The following is a 14,468-nucleotide window of genomic DNA, read 5'->3' as shown; positions in this document are numbered from 1 at the left end:
ATATTTCGGCGATCCGGCTGCGATACTGCGCCGCTTCGGATCCCGCCGACGGTCGGATTTCTTTGACGCAGCTCACATGTGCGGTGCGGGTGATCTCCGCCATGCTGGGCAGGTCAACCACGCAAAGAGGCGAAGGGAACCCCATGGCCGACACGGTGCTGTACGAGGTGAGCGACGGGCTCGCCACCATCACGCTCAACCGGCCCGAGGCCATGAACGCGATGAATGTGGCGGCGAAGGTCGCTCTCCGGGACGCCGCGGAAACGGCCGCGGCGGACACCGCCGTACGGGCCGTCCTGCTCACGGCGGCGGGCGACCGGGCGTTCTGCGTCGGCCAGGACCTGAAGGAGCACGTCGGTCTGCTCATGGCGGACCGGGAGTCCGGCACGCGCGAGACCATGAACACGGTCCGCGACCACTACAACCCGATCGTCAGGGCCCTCACCGGCATGCGGAAGCCGGTCGTGGCGGGCGTGAACGGCGTCGCGGCGGGTGCGGGCTTCGGCTTCGCGCTCGCGGCGGACTACCGGGTCGTCGCGGACACGGCCGCCTTCAACACGTCCTTCGCGGGCGTCGCGCTCACCTCGGACTCGGGCATGTCCTGGACGCTGCCCCGGCTGATCGGCGCGAGCCGGGCGTCGGACCTGCTGCTCTTCCCGCGCTCGATCACCGCCCAGGAGGCGTACGAGCTCGGCATCGCGAACCGCCTGGTCCCGGCCGCCGACCTCGCCGCCGAGGCCGAGAAGGTGGCCCGCACCCTCGCGGAGGGCCCGACGGTGGCCTACGCGGCGCTCAAGGAGTCCCTGGCCTACGGCGCGGACCACTCCCTCGCCGAGTCCCTGGAGAAGGAGGACGAACTCCAGTCCCTCGCGGGCGCCTCGGAGGACCACACGATCGCGGTCAGCGCCTTCATCGCCAAGGAGAAGCCGAAGTACCTGGGTCGATAGGGCAGGCTCCCGGGCCTGCCCGGTGGCCCGGGGACTACTTCCCGCCCCGGGCCACGCAGCCTTCCACGTGGTCGTCGACGAGGCCGCAGGCCTGCATCAGGGCGTAGGCCGTGGTGGGGCCGACGAAGCGGATGCCGCGCTTCTTGAGGGCCTTGGCGAGGGCCGTGGACTCGTCCGTGACCGCCGGGACCTCGGAGACCGAGCGCGGGGCCGGGCGGGCCGCGGGGTCGGGGGCGTACGACCAGATCAGGGTGTCGAGCTCGCCGGGGGACCAGGTGGCGAGCAGCTTGGCGTTGGCCAGGGTCGCGTCGACCTTGGCGCGGTTGCGGATGATGCCCTCGTCGGCGAGGAGCCGCTCCCGGTCGGACTCGCCGAAGCCGGCGACGGAGGCGATGCGGAAGCCGTCGAAGGCGCGCCGGAAGCCCTCACGGCGGCGCAGGATCGTGATCCAGGACAGGCCCGACTGGAAGGCCTCCAGACAGAGCCGCTCGAAGAGCTCGTCGTCGCCGTGGACCGGGCGGCCCCACTCCTCGTCGTGGTACGCCACGTAGTCCTCGGTCGACAGGCCCCAGGGGCAGCGCGGTCGCCCGTCCGGGCCGGGGACGGCCCCGCCCGCCGTCACGACTGCTCGTCCTCTCCGTCACCGCGGCCGGCGGCGCCCGCGAGCGCGCCCTCCAGCTCGGCGATCCGCGCGTCCCGCTCGGCGAGCTCGGCGCCGAGGCGGACCAGGACGTCGTCCACGTCCGCCATCCGGTAGCCGCGGACCGCGACGGGCAGGCGGAGCGCCTCGACGTCGGCGCGGTCGACCGGGCGGGCCACCGGGAGGGGGTCGACGAGCTGCTCGGGCGCCACCTCCGGCAGCACCTCGCTGTCGCCTCCGCCGACCACCGCCAGAGTCACCGCGGCCACGACCACGACCATCGTGATGAGCAGAAACCAGAACACCTGCGCGCCTCTTCCCGGAGTGGAATTCGTCCCGTGCCGATCGTGCCATGCGCCACTGACGGTTAGGGTCGCAGCGAACGTACGCGAGGGAGGACAAAAGGGATGCTGCGCTTGGGACGGCGTGAATTCGGGCCGCACGAGCCGGTGATCATGGCGATCGTGAACCGGACCCCGGATTCTTTCTACGACCAGGGCGCCACCTTCCGCGACGAGCCGGCGCTCGACCGCGTGGAGCAGGCCGTGGCCGAGGGTGCGGCGATCATCGACATCGGCGGGGTGAAGGCGGGCCCCGGCGAGGAGGTCACGGCCGAGGAGGAGGCCCGGCGGACGGTCGGCTTCGTCGCCGAGGTCCGCAGGCGCCACCCCGACGTGGTGATCAGCGTGGACACCTGGCGGGCGGATGTCGGCGCGGCGGTCTGCGAGGCCGGGGCGGACGTCCTGAACGACGCGTGGGGCGGGGTCGACCCCGGGCTCGCGGAGGTCGCCGCGAAGTACGGCGCGGGGCTCGTCTGCACGCACGCGGGCGGCGCGGAGCCGCGGACCAGGCCGCACCGGGTCGAGTACGAGGACGTGATGGCCGACATCCTGCGCGTCACGGTCGGGCTCGCGGAGCGTGCGGCGGCGCTGGGCGTCCGGCGCGACGCGATCATGATCGACCCGGGGCACGACTTCGGGAAGAACACCCGGCACAGCCTGGAGGCGACGCGGCGGCTCGGCGAGATGGCGGAGACGGGGTGGCCGGTGCTGGTGTCCCTGTCGAACAAGGACTTCGTCGGGGAGACGCTGGACCGGCCGGTGAAGGAACGGGTCCTCGGGACGCTGGCGACGACGGCGGTCTCCGCGTGGCTGGGTGCGCAGGTGTACCGGGTGCACGAGGTCGCGGAGACCCGCCAGGTCCTGGACATGGTGGCGTCCATCGCCGGGCACCGGGCGCCTGCCGTGGCCCGGCGCGGGCTGGCGTAGTCGGGGGAGGGCGGGAGGGGGCGGGGCGCCTGCGGCGGGCCTTTCCCCCGCCCCTTCTAGGCCGGGGGCTCAGCCCCCGGCCTCCGCGCCTCACACGCCGGCGGGGCTGATCACTTCCCCGTCTCCTTCGTCACCAGGGCCACCGCCTCGTCCACGTCGTCCGTCACGTGGAAGAGGAGGAGGTCGCGCTCGCTCGCCTTCCCGCCCGCGACGACCGAGTCGCGGAGCCAGTCGACGAGCCCCTTCCAGTACTCCGTACCGAAGAGGACGATCGGGAAGCGGGTGACCTTGCGGGTCTGGACCAGGGTCAGCGCCTCGAAGAGCTCGTCGAGGGTGCCGAGTCCGCCGGGCAGGACGACGAATCCCTGCGCGTACTTCACGAACATCGTCTTGCGGACGAAGAAGTAGCGGAAGTTCACGCCGATGTCGACGTGCTGGTTGAGCCCCTGCTCGAAGGGGAGCTCGATGCCGAGGCCCACGGAGACGCCCTTGGCCTCCCTGGCGCCCTTGTTGGCCGCCTCCATGGCGCCGGGGCCGCCGCCCGTGATGACCGCGAAGCCGGCCTCGACGAGCGCCCGGCCGATCCGGACCCCCGCCTCGTACTCGGGCGAGTCCGGCTGCGTGCGGGCCGAGCCGAAGACGCTGATCGCGCTCGGCAGTTCGGCGAGGGCTCCGAAGCCCTCGACGAACTCGGACTGGATGCGCATGACCCTCCAGGGGTCCGTGTGCACCCACTCCGAGTCGCCCTCGGTGTCGAGCAGCCGCTGGTCCGTGGTGCCCGGCTGGACCTGGTCCCTGCGCCTCAGCACCGGCCCCAGACGCTGCTCCTCGGGCTTCGCCATTCCCTCGGGAATGCCCATGGCCTGCTCCCTCCGCCGATCCACTGATCTTCTGGTCCGGTCAGAGTAGGACGACAGAGGTGACGAAACGCGAAATTACGGAAGTCAGGCAGTCAGCCAGTCGCGGAGACGCGCCTCGCACTGGTGGATCTTGTCGACGACGACGTGCTCGTCGCGCTTGTGCGCGTAGAAGGCATCGCCCGGGCCGTAGTTGACGGCCGGCACGCCCAGGGCGCTGAAGCGGGACACGTCGGTCCAGCCGAACTTGGGGTGCGCGCTGCCGCCGACGGCCTTCATGAAGGCCTCGGCGGCCGGGTGGGAGAGGCCGGGCAGGGCGCCGGGGCTCTCGTCGTCGACGACGAGCTCCGCGATGTCGCAGTCGGCGAAGACCTCGCGGACGTGCGCCAGGGCCTCGGCCGGGGAGCGGTCGGGGGCGTAGCGGTAGTTGACCGTGACGGTGCAGGCGTCGGGGATGACGTTGGTGGCGACGCCGCCCTGGATCGCGACCGCGTTGAGGCCCTCGTGGTACTCCAGGCCGTCGATGACCGGCTTGCGCGGCTCGTAGGCGGCGAGGCGGGCGAGGATCGGGGCGACGGCGTGGATCGCGTTGGAGCCCATCCAGGAGCGCGCGGAGTGGGCCCGCTCGCCGGCGGTGTGCAGGATGACCCGCAGGGTGCCCTGGCAGCCGCCCTCGACCTGGCAGTCGGAGGGCTCCAGGAGGACGGCGAAGTCGCCCTCCAGCCACTCGGGGTGGGCGGCGGCGACCTTGCCGAGGCCGTTGAGGTCGGCGGCGACCTCTTCGTTGTCGTAGAAGACGAAGGTGAGGTCGCGGTTGGGCTCGGGCACGGTGGCGGCGATGCGGAGCTGGACGGCGACGCCGGACTTCATGTCCGTCGTGCCGCAGCCCCACAGGACGCCGTTCTCGTCGAGCCGCGAGGGGAGGTTGTCGGCGATCGGCACGGTGTCGATGTGGCCGGCGAGGATGATCCGCTCGCCGCGGCCGAGGTTCGTGCGGGCGACGACGTTGTTGCCGATGCGGTCGACGGTGAGGTGCGGCAGGGCACGCAGGGTCTGCTCGATGACGTCCGCGAGCGGCTGCTCCGTCCCGCTGACGGACGGGAAGTCGACGAGGGTGGCGGTGAGCGCGGCCCCGTCCTGGGAGAGGTCCAGCCGGGTCTCATGCGGAGTGATGTCAGCCATGTGCCGACCCTAACCCGGCCTCCAGTACGGTGGGCCCCGTGTCCGAGCCCACCCGCACCGTCCGTCGCGGCCGCCCCGCCCGCCGCGGCCGTCTCGCCCGCTCCGCGGCCGCCTTCGCCGCGCTCCTCGGCCTGGCCTCGTACGTGACCTTCCACCAGGTGACCGGGAGCCGGGGCACGCCGCGGTGCAGTGTCGGCAGTGGCGAGAACCGGTACGAGTTCACACCGGACCAGGCGTCGAACGCGGCGACGATCTCGGCGGTCGGCACCGCCCGGGGGCTCCCGGAGCGCGCGGTGACGATCGCGCTCGCGACGGCGCTCCAGGAGTCGGCGCTGCGGAACATCGAGCACGGCGACCGGGACTCGCTCGGCCTGTTCCAGCAGCGGCCCTCGATGGGCTGGGGAACGCCGGCGCAGATCATGGACCCGGTGTACTCGGCGGGGAAGTTCTACGAGGGCCTGGAGAAGGTCCCGGGCTACTCGCGGCTGCCGCTGACGGTGGCGGCGCAGAAGGTGCAGAAGAGCGGTTTCCCGACGGCGTACGCGAAGCACGAGCCGGACGCGACCCTGCTCTCGGCGGCGCTGACCGGCCGGGCGCCGGCGGCGCTGATCTGTACGGCGAGCGACGTGGAGGGCCTGCCGCCGGGCGATCCGGTGAAGGTGCGTACGGAGCTGGTGCGGGCCTTCGGCGAGGCGGCGGCGCCGAAGGTGGTCACGGGCGGGTCGAGCGCGGGCCGGTCGGCCACGGAGCCGCCGGTGCTCGTCGTGCCGGTCCGGGCGACGGCCGACGGGGGCGCGGCGCCCGGGGCCGGCGCGGACGAGCGGCGCGGCTGGGAGCTGGCGCAGTGGGCGGTGGCGCGGGCGGACGAGCTGCGCGTCGCGGAGGTCGCGTACGGGGGCCGCGTCTGGCGCGCGAGCGAACCGTCGGGCGGCTGGGAGAAGTCCTCGACGGCCTTGGCCGGCGCGGCTTCCGAGGCCGGCTCGGGCGCGGCCGCGGAGGCGGAACCGGTCCGCATCCGGCTCGCGCGGTAGCGATCACCCGTACGGTCGTTCACCCTCCCGTGGCATGCACCCGGAGGAAATTCCGGGAAATTCGCGCGCTCTTCGAGCGGGTATTTCCCTGCCCTTCACCGACACCTCAACTCCCTTGCAGGGCAAGGGAAGTGACGGTTCAGCAGGCACCCTCACAATGACGCGTTCGTCCGTTTTCCTCCCCACCCGACAATACGACGCATTACCAATCCTTTACCTTCGACCGCCGCAACCTCTCCCACCCCGGGGCCGGTTGTCACTGCGTCCGAACACCACTCGTCGCACCACGTCGAAGGAGCACCATGTCCCTCCCCCTGACCCGTCGGATCGCCCGCGCCGCCCTCCTCATCGCGGCCGGCGCAGCCCCCGTGGTCGGTGCGGCCGGTTCCGCGAGCGCCCTGGACCACGGCATCGCGCCGACCAACGCCCTCGGCGGCGTCACCGCCCTGGACGCCGCCGGTGCGGGCACGGCCGTCGACGGCGCCTCGCAGGCCACCACCGGCGTCGTCGGCGCGACCGGCAGCGAGGCCGTCGGCACGGCCGTCCCGGCCGCCGGGAAGACCGTCGGCGCGGCCGGCAAGACCGCCACCCCGGCCGCCCAGAAGGTCACCGGCGACGCCGCCGGCAGCGCGGGCGAGGTCGTCGGCAAGACCGCCGGCGCCGCCGGCGAGAGCGCCCAGGGCCCGGCCGCCGGCGCCCTGGGCGGCGGCCTCCCGGCCGCCCCGTCCCTGGGCGGCCTGCCGCTCGGCGGCTGACCTCCGCACGGAGACACACGGAAGGGCCCGGGGAGCTTCACCGCTCCCCGGGCCCTTCCACGTGCACGCCCTTCGGGCGACGACGGGAATGTGACGACACCCCCTAGCCGAGGCGCTTGACCGCCGCCTCGACGCGCTCGTCCGTCGCCGTGAAGGCCACCCGCACGAACCGCTCCCCGGCCTCGCCGTAGAAGTCACCGGGAGCCACCAGGATGCCCTTGTCCGCCAGGTAGGCCACGGTCTCCCAGCACGGCTCGTCCCGGGTCACCCACAGGTACAGGCTCGCCTCGCTGTGCTCGACCCGGAAACCGTGCGCCTCCAGGGCCGCCCGCAGCGCCGCCCGCCGGGCCGCGTACCGCTCACGCTGCTCGGCCACGTGCGCGTCGTCGCCGAGCGCCGCGACCGTCGCCGCCTGCACCGGGGCCGCGGTCATCATGCCGCCGTGCTTGCGGATCAGCAGCAGCTCGCCGAGGACCGCCGGGTCGCCCGCGATGAACGCGGCGCGGTAGCCGGCCAGGTTGGAGCGCTTGGAGAGGGAGTGGACGGCGACGACCCCCTCGTACGAACCCCCGCAGACGTCCGGGTGCAGGACGGAGACCGGCTCGGCCTCCCAGCCCAGCTCCAGGTAGCACTCGTCGGAGAAGACGAGGACGCCGTGCTCGCGCGCCCAGGCCACGATCCGGGTCAGCTCGTCCTTGCCCAGGACCTTGCCGGTCGGGTTGGACGGGGAGTTCAGCCAGAGCAGCTTCAGACCCGCCGGGTCGAGCTCCGTCGGGTCGTCGTAGACGACCGGCTCGGCGCCGCAGAGCCGCGCGCCGACCTCGTACGTCGGGTAGGCCAGGCGGGGGTACGCCACCTTGTCCCCGGCGCCGAGACCCAGCTGCGTCGGCAGCCAGGCGACGAGCTCCTTGGAGCCGACCACCGGCAGCACGTTCTCGTGGGCGAAGTCCACCGCTCCGAGACGCCGTTCGCACCAGTCGGTGAGCGCGTCCCGCAGCTCCTTCGTCCCCCACACCGTGGGATAGCCCGGCGAGTCCGCCGCCGCGACCAGGGCGTCCTGGATCAGCGCGGGGACCGGGTCGACGGGCGTGCCGACCGAGAGGTCCACGATTCCGTCCGGGTGCGCCAGGGCCGTCTTCTTGTACGGCTCCAGCTTGTCCCAGGGGAAGACGGGCAGGCGCGAAGAGACTGCGCTCACGGGTTGGCTCTCACTTCCTCGTACGTACGGGAAAACGCCTCGGTCCCGTACAGCGACCGACGCCGTACGGGACCGGAAGCGGTCGATCAGCCGTTCTGCGGCGGCAGGGCGGCGATGAAGGGGTGGTCACGCTCGATCTCGCCGAGCTTGGAGGCACCACCGGGCGAACCGAGCTCGTCGAAGAACTCGACGTTCGCCTTGTAGTAGTCCTTCCACTCCTCCGGAGTGTCGTCCTCGTAGAAGATCGCCTCAACCGGGCAGACCGGCTCACAGGCCCCGCAGTCGACGCATTCGTCCGGGTGGATGTACAAGGACCGCTTGCCCTCGTAGATGCAGTCGACGGGGCACTCCTCGATGCACGCCTTGTCCTTCACGTCGACACAAGGCTGCGCGATGACGTAGGTCACGCTGTCGTTCCTCCTCGATAGGGCTGGTCTGCGCGGGAGCGCGGCGTCGTCGATGCCCGCACCTAGTATCTCCGTTCTTGGGGGCGATCCGAACAGGAGGGGCGGAGAAGCTGTGGAAATGACCGGCGGAGGACTTCTCGAGGTCCGAATCACCAGCGCTGACGTGGGAAAACGTGTCTCCGTTCGGTACGTGACAGACTCGAGCGCCGGTGGAGCGACATTCACCGACGCGGTCGGAGTGCTCACATCGTGGCACTCCGGTGTGGCGGTGATCACACGAAAGAGCGGGGAAACCGTCCGGATCGCGGAAACCTCGCTCGTCGCGGGGAAGGTCGTGCCCCCCGCACCGGCCCGCCGCAGGGGCCCCTCCGCCACCTTCCCCGAGCTGGCCCGGGCCACCGCCCGCGCCTGGCAACCGGTCGAGAGCGAGCCGCTCGGCGAGTGGACCCTGCGGGCCGCCGGCGGCTTCACCCGCCGCGCCAACTCCGCGCTGCCGCTCGGCGATCCCGGACTCCCCGTGGCGGACGCCCTGACCCGCGTACGCGAGTGGTACGCGGCCCGGAACCTCCCCGCGTACGTCCAGACGGCGACCGGCGCCGAGGGCACGCAGGAGCTGCTGGGCGCGGCGCTCGACCGGCACGGCTGGCGGCGCGAGGTCTCCGCGGAGGTCCGGATCGCGGCGCTCGCCCCGATCGGCGACCAGGACGCCGACGTCTCCGCCGTACGCCTGTCCCGCACGCTCGACGAGCCGTGGCTCGGCCGCTACCAGCGCACCGGAGAGCCGAACCCGGCGGTACGGCCCGTCCTCACCTCCGGCCCGAGTGTGTGGTTCGCGTCCGTGGCGGGCACGGGAGAGGTACCGGCGGCCATCGGGCGCTGCGTCGTCGACGGCCGCTGGGCGGGCTTCATGGCCGTCGAGGTCGACCCCGCCCTCCGACGGCAGGGCCTGGCGACGACCGTCATGACGGCACTCGCCCGGCAGGCGCTCGACGAGGGCGCGTCGGCGGCCTGGCTCCAGGTGGAGGCGGACAACGACGGCGCCCGGGCGTTGTACGACGGGATGGGCTTCGCGGTCCACCACCACTACCACCACTACCGATGGGCGGAGGCGTGACGGAGGCGTGACCGAGCACGGAGCCGGGTCCGACGGACCGGACGCACGGGCGGGCGACGAACCGCCGGAGGACGAACCCGACTGGCGTCGGGAGTTCGCGGAAGAGGCCCGGGCCGAGCGGCCCGACCTCGCCCGGCTCTGTCTGCTCGTCGGAGCGGTGGCCGACCCGACCGTCACCCGGCACGTCATCGACGAGGCCGAGATCGAACTCGACCGGCTCGCCGGACTCATCCCCTACGCCACCCGCAGCACCGGCGCCTGGGCCGTCGAGCTCGCCGCGCTCCTCGGCCACCGCGAGGGCTTCGAGGGTGTGCCCGCCGACTACCAGCGCCTGGAGTCCTCGCTCCTGCACGAGGTGCTGCGTCGCCGCCGGGGCCTGCCGATCCTGCTCTCCGTCGTCTGGATGGAGGTCGCCCGCCGGGCCGGTGCCCCCGTGTACGGGCTCGGTCTCCCGGGCCACTTCGTCGTCGGCTTCGGCGACCCCGCCGACCTGAACCTCGCCGACCCCTTCTCCGGCGGCCGGCCCCTGACGGGCGCGGACGCGGAGCTGCTCGTGGCGAGCGCGACGGGCGAGTCCTTCGACCGCTCCATGCTCCGGCCGGCCGAGCCCGGCGCGATCGTGCTGCGCGTCCTCAACAACATCCGCGCCTGGGCGGCCCCCCGCCCCGAGCGCTCCGACGTGGGCCTGTGGGCCGTGGAGCTCGCGCTGCTGCTCCCCTCCCACCCGGCGCGCCTGCGCTACGAGCGCGCGGAGCTGCTCGTCCAGCGCGGCGAGTTCCTCGCGGGGGCGGCGGAGATGGAGGCGTACGCGCGGGTGATGGACGCGGTGGACCCGGAGTCGGCGACGACGATCCGCCGGCGGGCCCAGGCGGCGAGGGCCCGACTGAACTGAACACGGACCCCCGGTGCCGAACGGGCCCCGCCCGCAGGTGTCTTGCGGATCACGCCGGGATTCCGGAGTGATCCACGGCCACCCCGACTAGGATCCCTTCCCGTTCACGGGGGAGGTGATCACGTGCGTCCGTCGACGCCGAACGACCCGCCACGGGTGGGGCCGTTCCGTACGGTCGCGGTGCTCGGGCAGGGCGGCATGGGCCGGGTCCTGCTCGGGGTCGCGGCGAACGGCAGCCTCGTCGCCGTCAAGCAGGTGCACGCCGAGCTGGCCGACGACGAGGGCTTCCGGTCCCGGTTCCGCCGCGAGGTCGACGCCTCGCGGCGGGTGTCCGGCGCCTACACGGCGCCCGTGGTCGACGCCGACCCGGACGCCCCGACGCCCTGGCTCGCCTCGCTCTTCCTCCCCGGGCTGCCGCTGAGCGACGTCCTCGCGGACGGCTCCCTGCCCGAGGAGGCCGTACGGCAGCTGGCCGCCGGCCTCACCCAGGCGCTCGCCGACATCCACCGCGTGGGCCTCGTCCACCGGGACCTCAAGCCGTCGAACGTGATGCTCACCGACGACGGCGTCCGCGTCATCGACTTCGGCATCGCGCGGGCCGGCGACCACCTGACGAAGCTCACGCACACGGGCGCGTTGATCGGCTCCCCCGCGTTCATGGCTCCCGAGCAGATCACCGGCGGGACGCCGACGCCCGCCGCCGACGTCTTCGCGCTCGGCGCCACGCTCGTCGTGGCCTGTACGGGGAGGACGCCGTTCCACGGCACCTCGGCCCCCGCCCTGATGTACAGCATCGCCCACGAGGATCCCGACCTCGACGCCGTACCGCCGGGGCTGCGCGAGCTCCTCGGGGCGTGCCTCGCCAAGGACCCGGCGGCCCGCCCCTCTCCACAGGACCTGCTCGCCCTCATCGGCCCGGTGGCGCCGTCGGCCCGCCCTTGGCCGGAGGCCGTACACCGCCGGATCGCGGACCGGTCGGCGGAGCTCAACCGTCTGGTGGGCGAGGCGCCGGCGCCGCCGCCCCCTCCGTCTCCCCTTCCGCGGGTACGGAGCCGGGGCCGCCGGCGCTGGACGGTCGCGGCCGTGACCGCCGGGGTGCTCGCGGTCACCGGGGCGCTGTTCGCGGTGAACGGCTGGGCGGCCGACGTGTATTACGCGTTCGTCGACGAGCCCGTGCCGACGCCGGGGAACGTCCCGCTGAGCCAGGTGGCGGACGCGTACACGGGGACCATCCCCTCCTGCGAGGACATGCTCCCGAAGATGAGGACGCCGACCGGATTCACCCAGCAGCCGGTCCAGGACGGGGGTCCCGCCGCCACCCGGGACGACGGCAGCAGGCGGAACCAGTGCACCTGGCACACCCGCTCCGGCGACCAGATCGTCGTGGTCTGGGAGGTCTACCGGAGCAAGCCCGGCGGCCCCACCGGAGCCGAGCTCGCGAAGGAGCACTACGAGGGCATGTACATGCGCGGCTCGACCCACCGGGTCTCCACGCTCGACTTCGTCGAGGAGGCCCTCTGGTACAAGCCCGACGGCCACTGCGTGCTGTACGCCCGGGACGTCAACCTGGAGCTCTTCGTCCAGGTCAAGGGCCCGAACTACCCCTTGGGCACATGTGAGGCCCTGACCGAGACGAGCGCGGGACAGGCCGTCGCGCTGATGAAGCCCGAGGTGGCACGGTGACCAGGCGACTGAGCTCCACCGACCCCCGCGAGGCCGGTCCCTACCGGCTCCTCGCCGAACTCGGCCGGGGCGGCATGGGCCGCGTCTACCTCGGCGCCGCGCCCGACGGGCGGCTCGCCGCCGTGAAGCAGGTGCACGCCCGGTTCGCCCACGACGAGGGCTTCCGCGCCCGGTTCCGGCGCGAGGTCGACGCCTCGCGGAAGGTGTCCGGCGCCTGTACGGCGGCCGTGCTGGCCGCCGACGCCGACGCGCCCGTCCCCTGGCTCGCCTCCGTCTTCGTCGCCGGACCCTCGCTCGGGGCCGCGGTGGAACGGTCCGGCAGCCTGCCCGTCGAGACGGTGCGGCGCCTCGCCGTTCAGCTCGCGACGGCCCTGGACGAGATCCACCGGGCCGGGGTCGTCCACCGCGACCTGAAGCCGGAGAACGTCCTGCTCTCGGGGGACGGCGCCCGGGTCATCGACTTCGGGATCGCCCGGATCGCCGAGGCGGGGAACGTCACCGAGCTCACGGGTACCGGCCTGGTGGTGGGCTCCCCCGCCTTCATGTCGCCCGAGCAGGCCGAGGGGAAGGAGCTCACCCCGGCGAGCGACGTGTTCTCGCTCGGCTCGGTGCTGGCTCTCGCGGCGACGGGTACGAGCCCGTTCGCGGCCCCCTCGACCCTCCAGGCCCTCTACAACGTCGTCCACACGGAACCCGACCTCGCCGCCGTACCGCCGGAACTGGTCGGCCTGCTGGCCCGGTGCCTTTCCAAGGATCCGACGGCCCGCCCCGCCCCCGCCGAACTCCTCGCCGCGCTCGGCCCGGCGGCCCCGACCACCCGGCCGTGGCCGCCCGCCGTCCACGCGATGATCGACGACCAGCAGCGCTCCGTCGACCACCTGCTGGCCGGCCACGGAGACGACCCCGAACGCACGGTGGTCGTCCCGCCCGGCAGGGGCAGGGCCGCGACCCCGACGGCGGTCGTCACCCGCGTCACCCCCACCGCGCCCGGGCGGCGCCGCCGGGGCCCGATCGCCGTGGCCGCAGCAGTCGCCCTGTGCGTCCTCGGCGCCGGCGCGTGGTGGTCCCTGAAGGACAGCGAGCTGGTGACCGGCCCCCCGGACGCCTACCTGGCCATGCCGGTCTGCGCGGAGGTCGCCCCGAAGATCGCGCTCCCGGGACGGAACCCGACCCGGGACACGTACACCGAGTACTCGGACTCGGCGACGACCAGCTGCTCCTGGAACGACAAGGACGAGACCCAGCGGGACGGCTGGAGCTTCTACTCCCACGCCATGATCCGCTGGGAACTGCGCCGCAGCGCGGGCACGGACGAGAACGCGACGGAACGCCAGGAGGACGAGTTCGCGGACGACGCGGAGGGCGGACGCGAGACGAGCCTCCCCTTCGCCGACGAGGCCTTCTGGAGCGGCCCGAGCAGCAGCGACACGAACTGCGTGCTCAACGCCCGCAAGGGGAACCTGATCGTGGCCGTGGTCCTGGGCGGCGAGCGCCACCCGGCCGACACGTGCGAACAGGAGGCACGGACGATCGCCCGGGCAGCCTTCACGGCGATGCCGAACGCGTGAGCGCCGGGCGGGGCGGCCAGGGCGGGCGTCTCCCGCCACCGCGTCGCGGGCCGTCTTCTCCGCCACCGCGTCGCGGGTCGCCTCGCCCCGCCTCCGCGTCGCGCGCCGCCGCCCGCCGTTCCCGCGACACAATGCGCCCATGGAACTGACCGCCGACATCCTCGTCGCTCTGATCGCCCTCCTCCACCTCTACATCCTGGTGATGGAGATGTTCCTTTGGGAGAAGGAGACCGGGCGCGGCTTCTCCGGCTTCGATGCCGAGATGGCCCGCGCCACCGCCCCCATGGCCGCCAACCAGGGTCTCTACAACGGCTTTCTCGCCGCCGGGCTCGTCTGGGGGCTCATCGCCGACGACCCCACCGGCTACCGCGTCAAGATCTTCTTCCTGTCCTGCGTCGTCATCGCGGGCATCTACGGCGCCGCCACCGCCAACCGCCGCATCCTCTTCGCCCAGGCCCTGCCCGGCGCGCTCGCCCTCTCCGCCGTCGTCGTCGCGGGCTGACACCGCCACCTCCCTGCGTGCCGGTCGCGTCGTCGCGTGTGGCCCCCCGTCGGGGTTAACGTGATCCACTCCGCTGTGTGACCGACACCACACACAGAGCGAAAGGTTGGCGATGCACACCCCTCACGGCCCCGGCGCCTTCGTCGCCCACAAGGGCACCGACGTCTACGGCCCCGGCAAGGTCATCGGCGTGGACGGCGCGCACCGGCGGGTGCGGTTCACGCGCTTCGTGGCGACGGTCCTCGCGGGCGACCTCCGCTCGGCGTCCCCCGCCGAGACTCAGGAGATCCAGGCCTGGCTGCGGGCCAGGAAGCAGCGGTACGGGGGCGACTGGTGATCACGCCGGGCGTCTCCCGCGCCGGCGGGCCGGATGCGTGACACCCCCGCCCGACGGTCGTCGGACGGGGGTGTGGTGACACGGTCG

Annotated in this window: 16 protein-coding genes; 10 read left to right on the top strand and 6 right to left on the bottom strand. The window is 73.1% G+C overall.

The annotated features are described in order from the left end of the window. The first annotated feature begins 143 nt into the window (after window positions 1-143). Window positions 144-947 (top strand): 2-cyclohexenylcarbonyl CoA isomerase, encoded by an 804-nt coding sequence (gene chcB / locus IE124_RS24805; RefSeq protein ID WP_189510294.1) that lies wholly within the window; start codon window positions 144-146, stop codon window positions 945-947. A 34-nt stretch (window positions 948-981) separates the two neighbouring features. Here chcB and IE124_RS24800 read toward each other — a convergent pair whose 3' ends face one another. Further along, on the bottom strand, window positions 982-1,569 hold the full coding sequence (locus tag IE124_RS24800; RefSeq protein WP_189510291.1) for a DNA-3-methyladenine glycosylase I: 588 nt from the start codon (window positions 1,567-1,569) through the stop codon (window positions 982-984). Further along, window positions 1,566-1,892, bottom strand: coding sequence for a hypothetical protein (locus IE124_RS24795; protein ID WP_189510290.1), 327 nt, complete (start codon window positions 1,890-1,892; stop codon window positions 1,566-1,568). The genes IE124_RS24800 and IE124_RS24795 overlap by 4 nt, the downstream gene beginning before the upstream one ends. A gap of 102 nt (window positions 1,893-1,994) precedes the next feature. On the opposite strand from IE124_RS24795, the gene folP reads away from it, so the two are divergent. After that, entirely contained in the window at window positions 1,995-2,855 is an 861-nt protein-coding gene (gene folP, locus IE124_RS24790; RefSeq protein ID WP_189510289.1) for a dihydropteroate synthase, read from the top strand. A 110-nt stretch (window positions 2,856-2,965) separates the two neighbouring features. Here the strand turns inward: folP and IE124_RS24785 are convergent, their stop codons facing one another. Continuing rightward, window positions 2,966-3,715 carry an LOG family protein gene (locus tag IE124_RS24785; protein WP_189510288.1) on the bottom strand — a complete coding sequence of 250 codons (750 nt, stop codon included), beginning with the start codon at window positions 3,713-3,715 and terminating at the stop codon, window positions 2,966-2,968. Between the two features lie 84 nt (window positions 3,716-3,799). Further along, on the bottom strand, window positions 3,800-4,894 hold the full coding sequence (dapE, locus tag IE124_RS24780; RefSeq protein WP_189510287.1) for a succinyl-diaminopimelate desuccinylase: 1,095 nt from the start codon (window positions 4,892-4,894) through the stop codon (window positions 3,800-3,802). 29 nt (window positions 4,895-4,923) lie between these two features. Here dapE and IE124_RS24775 point away from each other — a divergent pair, with 29 nt between their 5' ends. After that, window positions 4,924-5,925 carry a VldE C-terminal domain-containing protein gene (locus IE124_RS24775; RefSeq protein ID WP_189510286.1) on the top strand — a complete coding sequence of 334 codons (1,002 nt, stop codon included), beginning with the start codon at window positions 4,924-4,926 and terminating at the stop codon, window positions 5,923-5,925. A 302-nt stretch (window positions 5,926-6,227) separates the two neighbouring features. Then, window positions 6,228-6,680: an ATP-binding protein gene (locus IE124_RS24770; protein ID WP_189510285.1), complete on the top strand. Its 453-nt coding sequence runs from the start codon at window positions 6,228-6,230 to the stop codon at window positions 6,678-6,680. A gap of 103 nt (window positions 6,681-6,783) precedes the next feature. Here IE124_RS24770 and IE124_RS24765 read toward each other — a convergent pair whose 3' ends face one another. Both IE124_RS24765 and fdxA read right to left on the bottom strand, forming a co-directional pair. After that, window positions 6,784-7,878 (bottom strand): bifunctional succinyldiaminopimelate transaminase/glutamate-prephenate aminotransferase, encoded by a 1,095-nt coding sequence (locus tag IE124_RS24765; RefSeq protein ID WP_189510284.1) that lies wholly within the window; start codon window positions 7,876-7,878, stop codon window positions 6,784-6,786. 86 nt (window positions 7,879-7,964) lie between these two features. After that, window positions 7,965-8,285 (bottom strand): ferredoxin, encoded by a 321-nt coding sequence (gene fdxA / locus IE124_RS24760; RefSeq protein WP_015035968.1) that lies wholly within the window; start codon window positions 8,283-8,285, stop codon window positions 7,965-7,967. 112 nt (window positions 8,286-8,397) lie between these two features. On the opposite strand from fdxA, the gene IE124_RS24755 reads away from it, so the two are divergent. The 6 genes from IE124_RS24755 (at window position 8,398) to IE124_RS24730 (ending at window position 14,381) form a co-directional block, all read left to right on the top strand. Beyond that, a complete protein-coding gene (locus IE124_RS24755; RefSeq protein ID WP_189510283.1) occupies window positions 8,398-9,399 on the top strand; it encodes a GNAT family N-acetyltransferase in 1,002 nt (333 codons plus the stop codon). A 7-nt stretch (window positions 9,400-9,406) separates the two neighbouring features. Beyond that, window positions 9,407-10,291 (top strand): transglutaminase-like and tetratricopeptide repeat-containing protein, encoded by an 885-nt coding sequence (locus IE124_RS24750; RefSeq protein ID WP_189510281.1) that lies wholly within the window; start codon window positions 9,407-9,409, stop codon window positions 10,289-10,291. A 123-nt stretch (window positions 10,292-10,414) separates the two neighbouring features. Then, window positions 10,415-11,974 (top strand): serine/threonine-protein kinase, encoded by a 1,560-nt coding sequence (locus IE124_RS24745; RefSeq protein ID WP_189510279.1) that lies wholly within the window; start codon window positions 10,415-10,417, stop codon window positions 11,972-11,974. Beyond that, window positions 11,971-13,542: a serine/threonine-protein kinase gene (locus tag IE124_RS24740; RefSeq protein WP_229832800.1), complete on the top strand. Its 1,572-nt coding sequence runs from the start codon at window positions 11,971-11,973 to the stop codon at window positions 13,540-13,542. Before IE124_RS24745 ends, IE124_RS24740 begins: the two co-directional genes overlap by 4 nt. 139 nt (window positions 13,543-13,681) lie before the next feature. Beyond that, a complete protein-coding gene (locus IE124_RS24735; RefSeq protein WP_189510277.1) occupies window positions 13,682-14,044 on the top strand; it encodes a DUF1304 domain-containing protein in 363 nt (120 codons plus the stop codon). Window positions 14,045-14,156: 112 nt separating this feature from the next. Next, entirely contained in the window at window positions 14,157-14,381 is a 225-nt protein-coding gene (locus IE124_RS24730) for a hypothetical protein (protein ID WP_189510275.1), read from the top strand. Window positions 14,382-14,468 lie beyond the last annotated feature (87 nt).

Source organism: Streptomyces narbonensis, assembly GCF_014649015.1.
GTDB lineage: Bacteria > Actinomycetota > Actinomycetes > Streptomycetales > Streptomycetaceae > Streptomyces > Streptomyces narbonensis.
Note: the sequence above shows the minus strand (reverse complement) of the source record. Positions and strands in the feature narration are given on the sequence as shown.

Coding starts and splice junctions, on each gene's coding strand:
- dapE (WP_189510287.1), bottom strand. CDS start 4,894: ATGGCTGACATCACTCCGCATGAGACCCGGCTGGACCTCTCCCAGGAC.
- IE124_RS24770 (WP_189510285.1), top strand. CDS start 6,228: ATGTCCCTCCCCCTGACCCGTCGGATCGCCCGCGCCGCCCTCCTCATC.
- chcB (WP_189510294.1), top strand. CDS start 144: ATGGCCGACACGGTGCTGTACGAGGTGAGCGACGGGCTCGCCACCATC.
- IE124_RS24785 (WP_189510288.1), bottom strand. CDS start 3,715: ATGGGCATTCCCGAGGGAATGGCGAAGCCCGAGGAGCAGCGTCTGGGG.
- IE124_RS24730 (WP_189510275.1), top strand. CDS start 14,157: ATGCACACCCCTCACGGCCCCGGCGCCTTCGTCGCCCACAAGGGCACC.
- IE124_RS24735 (WP_189510277.1), top strand. CDS start 13,682: ATGGAACTGACCGCCGACATCCTCGTCGCTCTGATCGCCCTCCTCCAC.
- folP (WP_189510289.1), top strand. CDS start 1,995: ATGCTGCGCTTGGGACGGCGTGAATTCGGGCCGCACGAGCCGGTGATC.